Source organism: Flavobacterium sp. GW823-FHT04A11 (assembly GCF_058796535.1).
In genome coordinates, this window is sequence record NZ_CM179503.1 from 1,956,497 (window position 1) to 1,973,596 (window position 17,100).

Here is a 17,100-nt window from a genome sequence, read left to right on the forward strand (position 1 = left end):
AGGATATTTGATGCAAAATAATCAAAAAATAGCAAAAACCGCTACGTTTTACTTTGTATTTTTGTCGTAACAAATATAGTGTTACTAGAATTAATTATCTATTTATATGACAAAGTTAAGTGTAAATATCAATAAAATTGCAACCTTACGTAATGCACGTGGCGGAAATGTTCCTGATTTATTGAAAGTCGCAGCCGATATTCAGCGTTTTGGCGGACAAGGAATTACCATTCATCCACGTCCGGATGAGCGCCATATTCGTTATCAGGATGCGCGGGATTTAAAACCCATTGTTTATACAGAATATAATATTGAAGGAAATCCGCAGCATAATTTTATTGATTTGGTTTTAGAATGTAAACCAACTCAGGTTACTTTGGTTCCGGATGCAATTGGTGCCATAACATCTTCGGCAGGCTGGGATACAATAAAAAATCAAGATTATTTAACAGAAGTGATTCAGGAATTTCAACGTAACGGAATCAGAACTTCGATTTTTGTGGATCCGATTAATGAAATGATCGAAGGAGCAAAAAAAACAGGAACTGACAGAATCGAATTATACACAGAAGCATTTGCGCACCAATATAGTTTAGGAAATAAAAACGGAATTGATCCTTATGTTAAAGCTGCGGAATTGGCAAACGAATTAGGTTTGGGAATCAATGCCGGACATGATTTAAGTTTAGATAATATTCAGTTCTTCAAACAAAATATTCCGGGATTATTAGAAGTTTCAATTGGACATGCTTTGATTTCTGAAGCGCTTTATCTCGGTTTGGATAATGTTGTGAATATGTATTTAAATAAATTGAAGTAATTCTTCAAACTTAAAATTGTAATATGTTATACTCAAAAATAGAAGGCGAAGGAAAACCATTCATTATCATGCACGGATTTCTTGGAATGTCTGATAACTGGAAAACACTTGCCGGACAATATGTAGAAGCAGGATTTCAGGTACATATTTTAGATTTACGAAACCACGGACGCAGTTTTCATTCAGATGAATGGAGTTACGAAGCCATGGTTCAGGATGTATTTGAATATTGTCAGGCCAATCAATTAAACAAAATAGATATTTTAGGACACTCAATGGGCGGGAAAGTAGCGATGCTTTTTGCAACTACACATCCTGAAATTGTAGACAAATTGATCGTGGCAGATATTGGTCCGAAATTTTACAAACAGCATCATCAGGATATTTTGGCAGGTTTAAACGCGGTTGATTTTTCGGTTAAACCAAGTCGAAACGATGTTGAAGAAATTGTATCGCAATATGTTTCTGATTTTGGAACGCGTCAGTTTTTATTAAAAAATCTTTATTGGAAAGAACCGGGACAATTAGCCTTTCGATTTAATCTTGAAGTTTTTAATAATAATCTTGATGCCATAGGAAAAGCTTTGCCGGATGATTTGGTTTTTGAAAAGCCAACTTTGTTTATTCGCGGAGGAAATTCAGGTTATGTTCAGGATGCTGATATCGATCAGATTCGCACGCATTTTCCGGATTTAAAGGTAGAAACAATTCCAAATGCCGGACATTGGCTTCATTCCGAAAATCCTAAAATGTTTTTTGAACTGACAACTGCGTTTCTTAAAGAGTAATCATTTTGATAAAATTTTTATTACTTTTATTAAAATTTAAATTTAGAAAAATATGAAATTATTACTTAGACTTCTTGTTACTGCAGCCTTGGTTTTATTACTTGCAAATCTTTTAACAGGCGTTCATGTAGCAAGTTTTGGTACAGCTGTAATTGTTGCAGTGGTTTTAGGATTGCTTAATCTTTTTATCAAACCAATATTAGTTATTCTGACTTTGCCGGTAACAGTAGTTACTTTAGGATTATTTTTGCTGGTTATAAACGCAATCATTATTTTGTTATGTACCAATATAGTAGGAGGTTTTGCAGTAGATTCTTTTTGGACGGCGTTAATATTTAGCGTTATATTATCGATCCTTCAGTCTATTACTTACAAAATTTTGGGAGACGACAAATAGATCAAAATACGAATGACGTTTAAACGTCTTCAAATACAATAGATTAAAAACTTGGCTGGGTTGCAAAAATTTTATAATTTTGCAACCCAATTTTATTACGTAAATTAAAGAAGAAGATGGATATTAAAAGAGTAGCAACAGACGCTGTGAATGAAACAATTGTAATGACAGTTGTTCACATGGATTACAAAGGTCAGGTAGCAAAAAGAATAAACGAAAAAATGCCTTTGGCTACTGTTAAAGGTTTTAGAAAAGGACAAGTACCTAAAGATCTTGTTGAAAAACAATACGGAAAAGCAATCAAACAAGAAGAAGTTAAAAAAGTTGTTGATTTGGCTTTAGAGCGTTTCATTCAATCTGAAAGACTAAATCTTTTAGGAACTCCTCTTGCTAAAGAAAACGAAAACTTTGATTGGGATGCTGAAGAACTAACTTTTGAATACGAAATTGGTTTAGTGCCAAACTTCGAAATTGACTTAGAAGCAAAAAACAATATCGTAAAATATATCGTTACTGCTGATGATAAATTAATCGACGGACAAGTAGAGCGTATCCAAAAACAATTTGGAAAAGCAATTCCACAAGATAAAGTAGATGCTGATTCTGATTTGACAGGAATTTTTTCAAACGAAGAAAAAGGAATCAACAATACAACTACAATTTCATTGTCTACTTTCAACAAAGCTACTGCTGATAAATTCATCGGTAAAAAAGTGGGTGATGTTGTAACTGTAAACACAAAAGGTTTATTTGAAGATGATCACCAATTAATGGATTACTTAAAAGTATCTCATGATGATGTTCACGGTTTAGATATCGAAGTAAACTTTACTATCGAAGCGATCAACGGTGCTGAATTGGCAGAATTAAACCAAGAATTGTTTGATAAACTTTTTGGTGAAGGAAAAGTAGCTTCTCTTGAAGATTTAAAATCTAAAATTAAAGAAGATGCTGAAGCTCAATTCGCGCAGCAAGCAGATCAAAAATTATTATTAGACGTTCAGGATTTCCTAATCGAAAATACAAAATTTGATTTACCGGCTGAATTCCTTAAAAAATGGTTACAAACTGTTGGAGAGAAAAAACTTTCTGCAGAAGAAGCTGAAATTGAGTATGCAAGATCTGAAAAAGGATTACGTTTTCAATTAATCGAAGGAAAAGCTATGGCTCAAAGCAATATCCAAATTACATTTGAAGATTTGAAAACTTTTACAACAAAAGCAATCAGACAGCAAATGGCTCAATTTGGACAAACAAACCCAACTGACGAAGAAGTTCAGGGAATCGTTGCCAGAGTTTTATCTAACCAGGAAGAAGTGAAAAGACTTTCTGAGCAAGTTGTAGCTGAAAAATTGTTAGAAGTGTTTAAAGAAAAAGCAAATCCAACAACTAAAGAAGTAACTTACGAAGAATTTATTGCTGCTTCATACGGAGAATAATTTCTAAAAAAATAAGTATATTTGAGCGTCAGGAGAAATTTCTTTTGACGCTTATTTTTTTGTTTCAGGTTTCAAGTTTCAGGTTTTTGAAGTTCCAGAACTTGAAACTTGAAACAAAATTAAACTTGAAACAAAAAACTAAGACATATTGACATTCTTTAGAAAAGGGTATGACCTTTGTGGGAAATAAAAATATAATACCAAAAATTAAGTAAAACTTAGACACATAAAATATGAACTACGGTAAAGAATTTAAAAAATTTGCTACAAAGCACCAGGGAGTAAACGCAATGTACTACGATAAAATCGTAGCAGCAATGAACCCAACAAACATGACTCCATATATTATCGAAGAACGTCAGTTGAATGTTTCTCAACTAGATGTATTTTCAAGATTAATGATGGACAGAATCATCTTTTTAGGAACTGGTATCGACGATCAAATCGCAAATATCGTTCAGGCGCAATTATTATTTTTAGAAAGTGCTGATGCCTCAAAAGACATTCAAATTTATCTAAATTCTCCTGGAGGAAGTGTTTACGCAGGATTAGGAATTTATGACACAATGCAATATATCAAACCAGACGTAGCGACAATTTGTACAGGTATGGCAGCTTCAATGGGAGCCGTTTTATTATGTGCGGGAGCTGCCGGAAAACGTTCTGCTTTGCCACATTCAAGAGTAATGATTCACCAGCCATCTGGAGGAGCACAAGGTGTTGCAACAGATATGGAAATCAACTTACGTGAAATGTTGAAATTGAAAGATGAATTATACAACATCATTTCACAACATTCAGGACAAAGTTTTGAAAGAGTACACAAAGACAGTGAGCGTGATTACTGGATGAAAGCTGACGAAGCAAAAGAATACGGAATGATTGATGAAGTATTAAAAAGAGGTTAAAAATTAGTTTCAGGTTTCAAGTTTCAGGTTGCTTTTTGTTAACCTGAAACCTGAAACTTCAAAAACTGGAAACAAAAATATAGTTAATAAGTTGCTAAGTTTCTGAGGTATTAGTGTAAAATCTCAGAAACTTAGTAACTTTGCAGCTCAGTAACTAAAAAAGAATGGCTAAAGTAGTATTAGAATGTTCGTTTTGTGGAAGAAAGAAGCCAGAAACTAATTTATTAATTGCGGGTATCAATGCACACATTTGTGATAAATGTATTGAGCAGGCGCACGGAATTGTATTAGAAGAATTAAAATCAAGCGGAAGCGCAAAACTTGTTGGGGATTTAGTTTTAAAGAAACCAAAAGAAATCAGAGCTTTCTTAGATCAATATGTTATTGGTCAGGATCAGACAAAAAAAGTAATGTCAGTTGCGGTTTACAATCACTACAAACGTTTAATGCAACAGCAATTAGACGACGAAGTTGAGATTGAAAAAAGTAACATCATTATGGTAGGTCAAACCGGAACAGGAAAAACATTGGTTGCTAAAACTATCGCAAAAATGTTAGACGTTCCTTTGGCAATTGTTGATGCAACCGTACTTACAGAAGCAGGTTATGTTGGTGAAGATGTTGAAAGTATTTTGACTCGTTTACTGCAAGCTGCAGATTATGATGTAACCAAAGCAGAAAGAGGAATCGTATTTATTGATGAGATTGATAAAATTGCCCGCAAGAGCGATAATCCATCGATAACACGTGACGTTTCTGGCGAAGGTGTACAACAGGCATTATTGAAACTTTTAGAAGGAACAGTTGTTAATGTACCACCAAAAGGAGGTCGTAAACACCCGGACCAGAAATTTGTTGAGGTAAATACTCAAAACATCCTGTTTATTGCAGGTGGAGCTTTTGATGGAGTAGAACGTATTATTTCAAAACGTTTAAACCGTCAGGCAGTTGGTTATTCTACTTCTAAAAATGTAGACAATATCGACAAAGACAATTTGTTGCAATATATTATTCCAAAAGACATCAAAGATTTTGGATTGATTCCGGAGATAATTGGTCGTTTACCGGTTTTAACGCATATGGATCCTTTAGACAGAGAAACTTTGCGTGCGATTTTAACGCAGCCAAAAAATGCTCTGATCAAACAATATCAAAAGTTATTCATGATGGATGAAGTGGAATTCACTATAACGGATGAAGCTTTAGATTTTATTGTAGATAAAGCTTTAGAATACAAATTAGGAGCTCGTGGATTGCGTTCTTTATGTGAAGCAATCTTAACAGATGCGATGTATGAATTACCAAGTTCAGACGATAAAGTTTTGACAATTGATAAAGATTACGCAAAACATACTTTGAATAAAAATTTATTGAAGAGAATGGAAATTGCTTCGTAAATATTTTAATTAAAATTTTATATCTTTTAAAGCCTATTCATTTTATGAATAGGCTTTTTTTGTTAGAACAAACTTTAACATAATATTTTTCTTAAAATATTTTTTAATAATAAAAAACTTATATATTTGGTTTTTAATAAAATTAAAACCACCTAATTAATGGCGATATTTGTGCATATGATAAGTATGATTGCTTATTTATGGAATATGGTTCTAAAAATTTTGAAGGAACTACTGATCCTCAACATACACAAATGTTTGAAAATTATATAGATATAATGGCAAATACTTTGCAGGAATTCCAAACTGGAACTGTAGTTTCAAGCGCAGGAAAAGCAGAACTTTTTATCACGATTTAGCGTTAGCAACTTTAGGAGGCACACAAATTTTTAAAGATCGTTATCCTTTAGATTATAATTCTCCTACATACGAGGAAAGAAGAAGGATAGTAAACAATCGTACAGCAGAAGATAATAATGAAACTATCGATGATGCAGAAAAAGGAAAATATGTACCAAAAGGCAAATCCTGTAATAATTAAATTATTAATTATGAAAAATTATATATACTGCTTATTTAGTTTGCTATTTATTTCTTGCGCTTCGCAAAGTGTCGAAAAAAAGGTTATAAATGATTTTATAAAAGAACAAGCAGATTTAAAAAATTACTACAATATAGTTGTAGAAGAAGCACCATCCCGTATACTTGCTTTAGAGTATTACGAAAAAGCTTATCAGGATAGAAACATTAGTTTAGCAACCCATTTGGTAAGAATTAAACCTAATGGGCACGGTCCTTATATTTGGCCAATAGATTCAATTGAGATTATAAATCTAAAAAACAAATATAAAATGGATACTGTAGTTTATCATTGGAACAAAAAAGATTTTAGCAGGAAAAATTTCGCTCACAAAGATTTTACGATTTTAAATATTAAAGAAGACCTTGTTACTTCCGAGTTCAGCAAATATGCTGCAGGTGAGGGTTTAATGATTTCAAAACCAATAGTAAGTAATAATAAATATGCCTTATTTTTCTATTCGCCTTATATTATTGGAGGTCATACCGGGGAGAGTCCTAGAACAATATTGATGGAGAAAGTAAATGGAAAATGGAAAACAGTTAAAACTTACTCAGACCCTAATGTTATTAATTAGCGCAACTATACAATTAACAGTTTAATCTTTGATAATTTGGCGGAAATAAGAATATGTAGTCTTTTATTTGTAATATATTTTAATTCCTTATGTAGTTACAACAATGAGACATTCAGCTAGTCCTTATTTTCACAATCAAGAATAAATGAATTAGATAGCGAAAATAAAGACACTAGAAAATGAAAGATTTGATTTTAGACATAATGGCGATCATTGAAAAAAAAATGTTGCATCAAAAATTCCCGACAACACTAATTCATATTGTTATCGACGATATTAGTTTTCAAGGAATATATTTAGGTCATTTTAAAATGTATAATGCTTTTTTTAATAATGAAAACATATGAAAATATTAACTAGAAACTATTTGATTTTCTTGATAATCTGCATCTTGTCGTTTATCTATTTGTATTTTAATCAATATTATTATACCATTAATTTGTACGACACTTATTATCATATAAGTTATGTCTTTTTTGTTCCTGTTTTTTATATTATTGGTTCTCTTTTTTATCTCAGGAAAGTTTTAGTAGAAAAATTAAAAAGAAGAGTTGCGGAATCATCGGATAGATATTATTCGAAGCGTTTATTGTTTTTATTAGCGCCCAATTTATATCTGAAATTAAAACCAATAACTCGAAACTATCTAACCTTTGTGATAATCTGTCTTTTATTGTTTGTCTATTTATACCTTTCGAATTCTTTTTATTTAGCTACCTATAATGGAACTTATCATTTTGTGAGTTATTACTATTTTGTTTTACCAATTCTGATAATTGGCACTATTTTTTATTTCATAAAATCAAGAAAGATACACTTCTAGTTAAATAACTAAACAAAGTTCACTTTAACCTGTTCATTTATTTGAGCAGGCTTTTTTATGGAATTATGTTTTTTCTCACCGAAGAAAGCTTTAAAAACATTTCAGAAAAACTTGCTACTACTATTTGTCATGCCTAGTTTCTTGTTGTTCTCCTGAAAAAAATTACTGAACCCTAAATTTCTCCCGATATTCAATAGGTTTCATACCCACCATTTTATAAAATACTTTCCTAAAAGCTTTGGGATCATTATAACCGGTTTTTTCGATAATTTCAGAAATTGAAAGCTGTGTTTGTTCCAGATATTTTTTAGAACTTTCTACACGTATATTTTGCAAATATTCAATTGGCGGAATTCCGGTAACTTGTTTGAATCTTCGTGTCATGTTTCTGGCACTTGTGGGAATATCTTTCGTGATTTCTTCTAATTTTTCAATAGAATGATATTGGCTTTCGATTTTTTGCTGAAGCATTGCAACCAAAGTGTCATTGTGTAAATGATTCGGTCTGAAAGTGCTGAAATAACTTTGTTTGTATCGGTTTAAATCAATAGAAAAAATCTTGGCAATTTGCACGGCGATTTCATTTCCGCAATATTTCTGAACCAAAAGAATCAACAAATGAAAACTCGAAGTCGAACCACCACTTGTATATAAACTGCCATCTGCTGTTAAAGTTTCTTCCGATTTTAATTTCACCAAAGGGAAAGCTTTTGTAAACGCGCTGCAGGCATCAACATGTGTAGTAGCCAGTTTTTCGTTTAATAAACCTGAAGCTGCAAACAAAAACGCACCGGTACAAAAACTGGCCAATTCAGCTCCAGCCTGATGTTGTTTTTGTAACCAGGGAATAAATTTTCGGTTCTTCGCAATCATCTCACTCATATTATCGGTTGTAAAAGCAGGAATCAAAATCAATTCTAAATTTATATCAGAATCTTCAATTGAATTTACGTCATAACCGAATAACTGCTTTTGAATTATCTGTTCTGCCGATTGAAAAACCATTATTTCAAATGGTTTTTGCAAGCCTTTTACTAATTTATTAGCCGTTTCAAAAACTTCTAAAATCGCTGCTATACTCAATAATTTATAGTCGTGCGGTACAATTAAAGCTATTTTTTTACTCATGGTTTCGTGGTTTTTGGAAAAGTTACTTCGAAACAAATGTAATTATTTTGTCTTAAATGACCCTAAAGTTGACTTTTAATGTATGGTTTTGTGAATTGTAATATTCTAAATTTGTTTATATAATTATAATTTAAGAGATCATGCAAACAAAAATATTCCTAAATCTTCCTGTAAAAGATTTAAATCAGTCGATAGCATTTTTTACCCAATTAGGATTTTCGTTCAATCCAAAATTTACAAATGAAAAAGGAACATGTTTGATTATAGGCGAAAATATAAATGTGATGCTTCTTGTTGAAGAATTTTATAAAACCTTTACCAACAAACAAATTTGTGATACTACAACGACGAGCGAAGTTATTATTTCAATATCAGTTGAAACTCGTGAGAAAGTAGATGAAATGATTGAAAAAGTGGTTAAAGCCGGAGGAACAGAACATATGGAGAAAAAGGATTATGGCTGGATGTATCAGGGTAATTTTCTGGATATAGACGGGCATCATTGGGAAATTTTCTTTATGGATGAAAGTCAGATTCCGCAAATGAGCTAGAATTTATTTATAAACAGAATTTAAATAATGAGATAATGGTACAAGTCCAAAATACAATTAATGCATCAATAGAAAAGGTTTGGGATCTGTGGACCTTGCCGGAACATATTATGAATTGGAATAATCCTTTTTCGGATTGGCATACTCCATTTGTAGAAAATGATTTGAAGGCGGGCGGAAAATTTAAATTTACAATGGGAACCAAAGATGGAAAGGAAGGATTTGATTTTGAAGGCATATATACTAAAATTGAAAAATTTTCATTGATAGAATATAAGCTTTTTGATAACAGAACTGCAAATGTGCGTTTCGAAAAAAAGGATAACCAGGTTATACTGACAGAAACATTTGAACCTGAAACCAAAAATGATGAAAGTATGCAAAAAGAGTTTTGTACTGCCATTATTCAAAATTTTAAAAACTATGTCGAAAATTTTAACCAATAATTCATAAAACAAAATATAAAATGATAACAGTAAAAAACACAATAAACGCCTCAATAGATAAAGTTTGGAAATTCTGGAGTTTGCCGGAACATATTACAAAATGGAGTTTTGCTTCTCCGGATTGGCATACACCTTTTGCAGAAAATGATTTAAGAGAAGGCGGTAAATTCAAATCGACAATGGCCGCAAAAGACGGAAGCATGAGTTTTGATTTTGAAGGAGAATATACTTTGGTAGAAAATAATAAGGCCATTGAATATGTAATGGCAGATGGAAGAAAGGTCGAAATTAGCTTTAAAGAAACTCCAAACGGAGTAGAAGTAATTGAAAGTTTTGATCCTGAAACACAAAATCCGGAAGAAATGCAACGCGGCGGCTGGCAGGCAATTTTGGATAATTTTAAAAGTTATGTAGAAACTAATTAGTTTTTAGGTTCAAAGGTTCAGAGTGACAAAGGTTCAAAGTTTTGAAATATGGAAAAACTTTGCGACTTAGTGTCTTCGCGGCAAAAAAAAATTCCGCTTAAATTTTCTTATATCACTTATATGGTTTAAAAAATTAAAACTATGACAAAACAAATTTGGCTGAATTTGCCGGTAAAAGAGGTGGCAAAATCAAAAGCTTTTTTCTCAAAAATAGGTTTCTCTTTTAATGAAAAGCACGATACGCTAAGTTCAACTTGTATGATTGTTGGCGAAGGAAAATTTGCAGTAATGCTTTTTGAAGAATCTTTGTTTGCCAGTTTTTCTCAAAACAAACTGACAGATACAAAATCAAGTTCAGAGATTTTAATTTCGTTTGATGCAGAAAGCAGAGAAGAAGTTGATCAACTAACAGAAAAGGTAAGACAAGCCGGTGGAACTATTTTTAGCGAACCTGCAGAAAGTGAAGGATGGATGTACGGCAGCGCTTTTGCAGATTTAGATGGTCATCGCTGGAATATATTATTTATGGACTTTAGTAAAATGCCTAAACAGAAATAGATATGGAAACATTAGAATTTAAAATCAGAATCAAAGCTCCGGTAGAAACCGTTTGGTCTGTTTTATGGGATGATGAAACCTATAAAAAATGGACAGGAGCTTTTTGCGAAGGATCGTACGCAGTAAGTGATTGGAAGGAAGGTGATAAAATACATTTCATGTCTCCTGGTGGAGAAGGAATGAATAGTATTATCGAAAAGAAAATTCCAAATGAATACATGGCTTTTAAGCATATCGGAGAAATAAAAAATTTTAAAGAATTGCCTGTTGATGAGGAAACTCAAAAATGGAGTGGTGCTATGGAAACATATCGACTAACTCCTGACGATGAATTCACAGATTTAGTCGCGCAGGTAGATGTGGTAGAAAAACATATCGATTTTTTTAAAGAGGCTTTTCCAAAAGGACTGGAAACGGTGAAGGAGCTTTCAGAGAATTAGAGGAAAGAGAATAGATTAAAGAGAATAGATTAAAGATTAAAGATTAAAGATTAAAGATTAAAGATTAAAGATTAAAGATTAAAGAATATTGTTAACAAACAAAAAACAAAAAACAAAAATATCATGGCAACATCAGTAAACCCTTATTTAATTTTTAATGGAAATTGCGAAGAAGCATTTCTATTTTACAAATCAGTTTTTGGAGGAGAATTTCCTTATATGGGAAAATTTAAAGACATGCCAAAAGACGAAAACGGAAGCTGTCCGGATGTATCAGATAAAGATGCAAACAGAATAATGCACGTTTCACTGCCAATAGGAAATACCATTTTGATGGGAAGCGACAGCAACGAACAATCTGGCGATGTGGCTTTTGGCGGAAATTTTTCAGTTTCCATCAATGTTGAAAGTACGGAAGAAGCAGACAGGATTTTCAACGGACTTTCAGCTGGAGGAACTGTTTATATGCCAATGAATAAAACTTTCTGGGGCGCTTATTTCGGAATGTTTAAAGATAAATTCGGCGTAAGCTGGATGGTCAATTTCGACCAAAACGAACAGCATAAAATGTAATCAGTTATTTTTTTAGCCACGAATTCACGAATTATTTTTATACTTAATCTGAGTAAAAATTTCGTGAATTCTTGGCTGATAAAAAACGAATCAACTTTGAAAGACTCTTTTTTCGGGAGTCTTTTTTTGTATATTACTATTTTAGATAACTTGAAACTAAATGTTAAATTAATTAAATAATATATACTGATTTGTGTTTTTTCTCTTTAAAAAAACAATGATTATTCTTTTTTATCAATAATAGATTGTCGATTTTTGTCGCTTCTTAAAATCAATAAAGATAAAATGGCAATAGAAGATAAAGAGATTATTTTATTAAAAGTTTCAGGACATGATAAAATAGGAGTGACAGCAGGTTTAACAGCTGTATTGGCGACTTATGATGCTAATATTCTGGATATTGGTCAGGCCGATATTCACGATACACTTTCTCTGGGGATTTTGTTTGAGATAGAAGCCGGTTCCAGTTCAGGACCTGTGTTAAAAGACTTATTATTCAAGGCTTACGAATTGGGAGTTAAGGTTAAATTTATTCCAATTTCTGTAGAAGATTACGAAACTTGGGTAAAATCCCAATCAAAACAACGCTATATAATCAATATTTTAGGCGAAAAACTAGCGGCTTCACAATTGGCAGCAGTTACTAAGATAATGTCAGATCAAAACCTGAATATCGATTCTATTATACGATTAACAGGCAGAACTTCTATTGTTGAAAAAGAAGAATATCCACGTTCGTGCATTCAATTATCCGTAACCGGAGAAATTGTAAATAAGATCGTCATGACAGCAAGTTTCATGGAAATTTCCAGAACTTTAAATGTTGATATCTCTTTTCAGGAAGATAATATTTACAGACGAAACCGCCGTTTGGTTTGTTTCGATATGGATTCTACATTAATTCAGGCTGAAGTTATAGACGAATTGGCCGAACTAAACGGAGTAGGTGAGCAGGTAAAAGCCATCACGGAATCTGCCATGAATGGTGAAATTGATTTCAACGAAAGTTTCAAACAGCGCATGGCTTTGTTAGAAGGTTTGAGTGAAGATGTTTTGCAAAAAGTAGCCGAAAACCTGCCGATAACAAAAGGAGCGCACCGTTTAATGAAAGCCTTAAAATACTACGGTTACAAAACCGCAATTTTATCGGGAGGGTTCACTTATTTTGGAGAATATCTGCAAAAAGAACTGGGAATAGATTACGTTCACGCCAATCAGTTAGAAATTAAAGACGGGAAACTAACCGGTAAATATATAGGTGATATTGTCGATGGTTTAAAAAAAGCCGAATACCTTACCGCTATTGCAGCAAAAGAAGGAATTCATATCAACCAGACAATTGCTGTGGGAGATGGAGCTAACGATTTGCCAATGATCAATTTAGCTGGTTTAGGAATCGCTTTTCACGCTAAACCAAAAGTAAAAGAAAGCGCCTCAAATTCTATTTCAAGTTTAGGACTTGATGGCGTTTTATACCTTTTAGGATATCACGATCGTTATATTGATATGATGTAGAAAGTACAACTGTCACCCTGAGCGAAGTCGAAGGGCTTTCATGCTGAAAAGGGCTTCGACTCCGCTCAGCCTGACAATAATATATAAAACCTTAGTTCAAATCAGAATTAAGGTTTTTTTATGGGCATGTCCCTCCGGGTCGGGCTATCCGTTTCAATCTTTTTGTTTTTAAAGAAAAAACAAAAAGGATTTCCACTTCTATCCCTTATGCGATCTAGTGGAATTAAACTAGATACACTCTGTTGGATTATTCTACCGGATGTGGCGGGATTTTTAGTAATCCAGATGGATTTTTCGCAAAATTTCCATTTATATCTTTTCTGCTTTCCGACCATTCATAACATTTTTTTTCAAGCTTATCTGCTTCATCTAAGATATCATAAATGAAAATTGACTGCTTTTCAAAATTTTTATCAGTCATAAAATATTCTCCTGTATTTATAACAAAAACTTTAAAAGGCAGAATATATTCCCATCTATCATTAAAAATATTAATATTTGTGATGGTTTGATTGGAGAAAAGTGTTTTTGTATTAATAGATTGATTCTGAGAAATTATTTGAGCGCACATGAGATCTAATCTTTCGTCAAAATGTTCAATTGCATTTCTAATATTTGATTTAAATATTTCATGCCCTCTTTTCTTTTTCGGTAAGAAATTATTTCGTAGAAAGTCACAGCGCTCCTTTCTAAAAGAGTAAACTTCGTCATCCTCATTTTCTCTCTTATTTGAAGCTCGTAATAATTTATCAAGTCTTGACGTAAGGCTTAAAATTAAAGAGATAATTTCATGTGTTTCACTAGTGGGACTTAATTCACGGGTGTTGTTATCATTTGCATATTTAAGATATAAGTCTGTATTATAGAGTTGATTTCCCAAACTAACAATAGACTTAGAGATTGCCCATAATTCATTTGTGTAAAATGGAAGAAATGCTGAGTTTTCTATTTTTTCGAATTTCATTCTGATTGGTTACTATTGTATAGATAATTTTACATCTCCTTCAGCTGTTCCAAATAATCTCTCTGGTTCGAAAGTCTCGGGATTTTATGCTGTCCGCCTAATTTGTCGCGTTCTTTAAGCCAATCATAAAATAAGTTTTCACGAGCCACATTAATCACCAAAGGATTTAACGTCATATTGTTGTAGCGTTTGGCTTCGTAATCAGAGTTTAGCGTTTGTAAAGTTTCGTCCAGAACTTTTTGGAAAAGACCCACATCAGCCGGTTTTTTCTTGAATTCAATCATCCATTCGTGAGCGCCTTTTTCTTTGTCCTGCATGAAAATCGGAGCAACGGTATAATCGATAACTTCCGTTTGCGTAATCTGACATGCTTTTGCAATAGCCTGATCTGTATTTTCGACCATTAATTCTTCACCAAAAACATTAATATGGTGTTTGGTTCTTCCTGTAACTCTGATTCTGTATGGATTTAATGATGTAAAACGAATAGTGTCGCCAATCAAATAGCGCCATAAACCGGAATTTGTCGTAATTACAATAGCATAATTTTTATTCAGTTCAACATCGGCCAGACGAATTACTTTTTGGTTTGGAGTGTCAAAAGTATCCATCGGAATAAATTCATAGAAAATTCCGTAATCCAGCATTAGTAATAAATCACTTGAATTATTCAAATCCTGAATTGCAAAAAAGCCTTCAGAAGCATTGTATATTTCGTAATATTTAAAATCCTTGCTGGGTAAAATTTTCTTGTACTGTTCTTTATAAGGAGAAAAACTCACACCGCCATGAAAATAAACTTCCAAATTTGGCCAGATTTCCAAAAGACTTTCCTTGCCTGTATTTTCTAAAACCTTATTCATTAAAACCAGCATCCAGGACGGAACTCCCGCAAAACTGGTTACATTTTCAACCTTCGTTTCGTTTATAATGGCAGCAATTTTAGCTTCCCATTCGCTCATCAACGAAGTTTTATTGCTTGGAGTACTACTGAATTCAGCCCAAATAGGCATGTTTTCAATCAAAATGGCCGATAAATCTCCAAAATAAGTATTGTTGTTTTCGTAAATCTGAGAACTTCCACCTAAGCGAAGACTTTTTCCCAAAAACAATTCAGAGTCTTCATTATTATTCAAATACAAACAAAGTAAATCTTTACTTCCTTTATAATGACAATCTTCAAGAGCTTCATTACTAACGGGAATAAATTTACTTTTTGCATTTGTTGTTCCGCTTGATTTTGCAAACCATTTTATTGGAGTTTCCCAAAAAACACCTTGTTCACCCTGACGTGTACGTTCAATTAACGGCTGTAATTCTTCATAACTTGCAATAGGAACCCTTTCTGCAAAAGTTTGATACGAACTAATCGAAGCAAAATCATACTGTTTTCCAAATACCGTATTTTCAGATGCCATCAATAAATTATGCAACAATTCCTCCTGAACTTCATTCGGATATTTTAGAAAAAGTTCAATTTGGTGAATTCTTTGTTTAAGAACCCAGGAAGCAAAGGAGTTTATGATTGAAATTGGCATGGATAATTTTGAATTTTAGATTACTGATTTTAGTTTTTATGATTACTTATGCAAAACAAAAAACTTAAAAATTTGAATATCGACAGACAAATACTAACTTTGCCTTTGTATCAAAAATAGTGTTTTTTTATAAAAAAACAATCCTATTTTGGGTAAGATTCTACTTCAAAAAATGAATTTTAAGAATTAAGATTCATAACTCTCAGAAGAAAATCTAAAATCTAATATCAATCCCGAAGCTTCGGGACAGCAATTTAAAAATATAATGACATATCAAGGCGTACTTTCAAAAATGCAGACAGAAATCGGAAATCCAATTCAGTATTATTTGGTTTTTGAAGATAGTTTTCTCATTATGAATCAGTTGTTGGATAAAGAAATTGAAATTAGTTTTACAGGTTTCCAATGTTTAAACTGCACAAAGAAAAAAAAGATATTCAGACAAGGTTTTTGCTACGATTGTTTTTATTCAAGTCCGGCTGTAGGAGACTGGATTATGAGACCTGAATTAAGTACCGCACATTTAGGAATCGCAGATCGCGATTTAGATTATGAACAAAAAGTACAATTGCAGCCTCATGTTGTATATTTGGCCTTGTCAAGCGAAATCAAAGTAGGAGTTACTCGTAAAACACAAGTTCCGACAAGATGGATCGATCAGGGTGCTACACAGGCAATTGTGATTGTTGAGGTTCCAAACAGATATTTGGCAGGAATTACGGAGGTGGCATTAAAGGATTATTATGCAGACAAAACCAATTGGAGAAAAATGCTGCAATGTACGGCAGAATCGTGTGACTTGATTTTTGAAAAATCTAAAGTAGAGAATTTAATTCCGGCTGAAGTCAAAGATTATTTTTATAGTCAAAAAAATGATTTATACGAATTAAATTATCCTGTTTTAAATTATCCCGCTAAAGTCGCCAGTTTAAATTTGGATAAAACACCTTCTTTTAAAGGAAAATTGATTGGAATTAAAGGACAATACCTGATTTTCGAAGACGGAACAGTTTTTAACGTTCGAGGTTCGGAAGGCTACGTCGTGACAATCGAGGTGTAAGTCGATTGTTTTGGGCTATTCGTCTGATTCATTAGACTTTACCATTTATTTTTGTAATTTAGATTATATTTTTAATAAGCAAAATGTGTGAAATTTGATACATTTAGTAACAATTCTGTAATGATTGCTTATTGGAAGATTTTAATTTTATGGATAAAAAGTAGCTAGATTTG

19 protein-coding genes are annotated in these 17,100 nt (G+C 32.6%); 16 read left to right on the plus strand and 3 right to left on the minus strand.

All coding sequences use genetic code 11. From position 1 onward, the window contains the following. Positions 1–106 precede the first annotated feature (106 nt). From AC3QL1_RS08500 to AC3QL1_RS08535, 8 genes are all read left to right on the plus strand, one after another. On the plus strand, positions 107–820 hold the full coding sequence (locus AC3QL1_RS08500) for a pyridoxine 5'-phosphate synthase (RefSeq protein ID WP_492496761.1): 714 nt from the start codon (positions 107–109) through the stop codon (positions 818–820). 23 nt (positions 821–843) lie between these two features. After that, positions 844–1,608, plus strand: coding sequence for an alpha/beta fold hydrolase (locus AC3QL1_RS08505; RefSeq protein ID WP_492496762.1), 765 nt, complete (start codon positions 844–846; stop codon positions 1,606–1,608). A gap of 52 nt (positions 1,609–1,660) precedes the next feature. Beyond that, positions 1,661–2,005, plus strand: a complete 345-nt coding sequence (locus AC3QL1_RS08510) for a phage holin family protein (RefSeq protein WP_264536282.1) — start codon at positions 1,661–1,663, stop codon at positions 2,003–2,005. 116 nt (positions 2,006–2,121) lie between these two features. Next, a complete protein-coding gene (locus AC3QL1_RS08515; protein WP_492496764.1) occupies positions 2,122–3,444 on the plus strand; it encodes a trigger factor in 1,323 nt (440 codons plus the stop codon). A gap of 233 nt (positions 3,445–3,677) precedes the next feature. Next, a complete protein-coding gene (gene clpP, locus AC3QL1_RS08520) occupies positions 3,678–4,352 on the plus strand; it encodes an ATP-dependent Clp endopeptidase proteolytic subunit ClpP (RefSeq protein WP_492496765.1) in 675 nt (224 codons plus the stop codon). 164 nt (positions 4,353–4,516) lie between these two features. Next, a complete protein-coding gene (clpX, locus tag AC3QL1_RS08525; RefSeq protein WP_492496767.1) occupies positions 4,517–5,749 on the plus strand; it encodes an ATP-dependent Clp protease ATP-binding subunit ClpX in 1,233 nt (410 codons plus the stop codon). Between the two features lie 200 nt (positions 5,750–5,949). Next, positions 5,950–6,108: a hypothetical protein gene (locus AC3QL1_RS08530; protein WP_492496769.1), complete on the plus strand. Its 159-nt coding sequence runs from the start codon at positions 5,950–5,952 to the stop codon at positions 6,106–6,108. Between the two features lie 192 nt (positions 6,109–6,300). Beyond that, positions 6,301–6,906 (plus strand): hypothetical protein, encoded by a 606-nt coding sequence (locus tag AC3QL1_RS08535; protein WP_492496771.1) that lies wholly within the window; start codon positions 6,301–6,303, stop codon positions 6,904–6,906. Positions 6,907–7,891: 985 nt separating this feature from the next. Here the strand turns inward: AC3QL1_RS08535 and AC3QL1_RS08540 are convergent. After that, entirely contained in the window at positions 7,892–8,857 is a 966-nt protein-coding gene (locus AC3QL1_RS08540) for a GlxA family transcriptional regulator (protein ID WP_492496773.1), read from the minus strand. 140 nt (positions 8,858–8,997) lie between these two features. Between AC3QL1_RS08540 and AC3QL1_RS08545 the strand changes: the two genes are divergently transcribed. The 7 genes from AC3QL1_RS08545 to serB all read left to right on the plus strand — a co-directional run bounded on the left by AC3QL1_RS08545 (position 8,998) and on the right by serB (position 13,365). Further along, positions 8,998–9,408, plus strand: a complete 411-nt coding sequence (locus AC3QL1_RS08545; protein WP_492496774.1) for a VOC family protein — start codon at positions 8,998–9,000, stop codon at positions 9,406–9,408. A 35-nt stretch (positions 9,409–9,443) separates the two neighbouring features. Then, positions 9,444–9,854, plus strand: coding sequence for an SRPBCC domain-containing protein (locus AC3QL1_RS08550; protein WP_492496775.1), 411 nt, complete (start codon positions 9,444–9,446; stop codon positions 9,852–9,854). Between the two features lie 20 nt (positions 9,855–9,874). Continuing rightward, positions 9,875–10,279 (plus strand): SRPBCC family protein, encoded by a 405-nt coding sequence (locus AC3QL1_RS08555; protein ID WP_492496776.1) that lies wholly within the window; start codon positions 9,875–9,877, stop codon positions 10,277–10,279. 141 nt (positions 10,280–10,420) lie between these two features. After that, positions 10,421–10,837 (plus strand): VOC family protein, encoded by a 417-nt coding sequence (locus AC3QL1_RS08560; protein ID WP_492496777.1) that lies wholly within the window; start codon positions 10,421–10,423, stop codon positions 10,835–10,837. A gap of 2 nt (positions 10,838–10,839) precedes the next feature. Beyond that, on the plus strand, positions 10,840–11,277 hold the full coding sequence (locus AC3QL1_RS08565) for an SRPBCC domain-containing protein (RefSeq protein WP_492496779.1): 438 nt from the start codon (positions 10,840–10,842) through the stop codon (positions 11,275–11,277). A 123-nt stretch (positions 11,278–11,400) separates the two neighbouring features. Beyond that, a complete protein-coding gene (locus AC3QL1_RS08570; RefSeq protein WP_492496780.1) occupies positions 11,401–11,850 on the plus strand; it encodes a VOC family protein in 450 nt (149 codons plus the stop codon). Positions 11,851–12,135: 285 nt separating this feature from the next. Further along, positions 12,136–13,365, plus strand: a complete 1,230-nt coding sequence (serB, locus tag AC3QL1_RS08575) for a phosphoserine phosphatase SerB (RefSeq protein WP_492496782.1) — start codon at positions 12,136–12,138, stop codon at positions 13,363–13,365. A 247-nt stretch (positions 13,366–13,612) separates the two neighbouring features. Here serB and AC3QL1_RS08580 read toward each other — a convergent pair whose 3' ends face one another. Then, positions 13,613–14,329 carry a hypothetical protein gene (locus AC3QL1_RS08580; protein ID WP_492496783.1) on the minus strand — a complete coding sequence of 239 codons (717 nt, stop codon included), beginning with the start codon at positions 14,327–14,329 and terminating at the stop codon, positions 13,613–13,615. Between the two features lie 29 nt (positions 14,330–14,358). After that, positions 14,359–15,867 (minus strand): GH3 auxin-responsive promoter family protein, encoded by a 1,509-nt coding sequence (locus tag AC3QL1_RS08585; protein ID WP_492496784.1) that lies wholly within the window; start codon positions 15,865–15,867, stop codon positions 14,359–14,361. Positions 15,868–16,132: 265 nt separating this feature from the next. On the opposite strand from AC3QL1_RS08585, the gene AC3QL1_RS08590 reads away from it, so the two are divergent. Continuing rightward, the gene (locus AC3QL1_RS08590; protein ID WP_492496785.1) at positions 16,133–16,927 is read left to right on the plus strand and encodes a DUF2797 domain-containing protein; all 795 of its coding nucleotides are present in this window, start codon (positions 16,133–16,135) and stop codon (positions 16,925–16,927) included. Positions 16,928–17,100: the final 173 nt, after the last annotated feature.

Excerpts from the sequence above, each read along its gene's own strand:
- AC3QL1_RS08560 (WP_492496777.1), top strand. The coding sequence starts at position 10,421 with ATGACAAAACAAATTTGGCTGAATTTGCCGGTAAAAGAGGTGGCAAAA.
- AC3QL1_RS08505 (WP_492496762.1), top strand. The coding sequence starts at position 844 with ATGTTATACTCAAAAATAGAAGGCGAAGGAAAACCATTCATTATCATG.
- AC3QL1_RS08535 (WP_492496771.1), top strand. The coding sequence starts at position 6,301 with ATGAAAAATTATATATACTGCTTATTTAGTTTGCTATTTATTTCTTGC.
- AC3QL1_RS08550 (WP_492496775.1), top strand. The coding sequence starts at position 9,444 with ATGGTACAAGTCCAAAATACAATTAATGCATCAATAGAAAAGGTTTGG.
- serB (WP_492496782.1), top strand. The coding sequence starts at position 12,136 with ATGGCAATAGAAGATAAAGAGATTATTTTATTAAAAGTTTCAGGACAT.
- AC3QL1_RS08530 (WP_492496769.1), top strand. The coding sequence starts at position 5,950 with ATGGAATATGGTTCTAAAAATTTTGAAGGAACTACTGATCCTCAACAT.
- AC3QL1_RS08590 (WP_492496785.1), top strand. The coding sequence starts at position 16,133 with ATGACATATCAAGGCGTACTTTCAAAAATGCAGACAGAAATCGGAAAT.
- AC3QL1_RS08570 (WP_492496780.1), top strand. The coding sequence starts at position 11,401 with ATGGCAACATCAGTAAACCCTTATTTAATTTTTAATGGAAATTGCGAA.
- AC3QL1_RS08500 (WP_492496761.1), top strand. The coding sequence starts at position 107 with ATGACAAAGTTAAGTGTAAATATCAATAAAATTGCAACCTTACGTAAT.
- AC3QL1_RS08565 (WP_492496779.1), top strand. The coding sequence starts at position 10,840 with ATGGAAACATTAGAATTTAAAATCAGAATCAAAGCTCCGGTAGAAACC.
- clpX (WP_492496767.1), top strand. The coding sequence starts at position 4,517 with ATGGCTAAAGTAGTATTAGAATGTTCGTTTTGTGGAAGAAAGAAGCCA.
- AC3QL1_RS08545 (WP_492496774.1), top strand. The coding sequence starts at position 8,998 with ATGCAAACAAAAATATTCCTAAATCTTCCTGTAAAAGATTTAAATCAG.
- clpP (WP_492496765.1), top strand. The coding sequence starts at position 3,678 with ATGAACTACGGTAAAGAATTTAAAAAATTTGCTACAAAGCACCAGGGA.
- AC3QL1_RS08585 (WP_492496784.1), bottom strand. The coding sequence starts at position 15,867 with ATGCCAATTTCAATCATAAACTCCTTTGCTTCCTGGGTTCTTAAACAA.
- AC3QL1_RS08555 (WP_492496776.1), top strand. The coding sequence starts at position 9,875 with ATGATAACAGTAAAAAACACAATAAACGCCTCAATAGATAAAGTTTGG.
- AC3QL1_RS08515 (WP_492496764.1), top strand. The coding sequence starts at position 2,122 with ATGGATATTAAAAGAGTAGCAACAGACGCTGTGAATGAAACAATTGTA.
- AC3QL1_RS08510 (WP_264536282.1), top strand. The coding sequence starts at position 1,661 with ATGAAATTATTACTTAGACTTCTTGTTACTGCAGCCTTGGTTTTATTA.
- AC3QL1_RS08580 (WP_492496783.1), bottom strand. The coding sequence starts at position 14,329 with ATGAAATTCGAAAAAATAGAAAACTCAGCATTTCTTCCATTTTACACA.
- AC3QL1_RS08540 (WP_492496773.1), bottom strand. The coding sequence starts at position 8,857 with ATGAGTAAAAAAATAGCTTTAATTGTACCGCACGACTATAAATTATTG.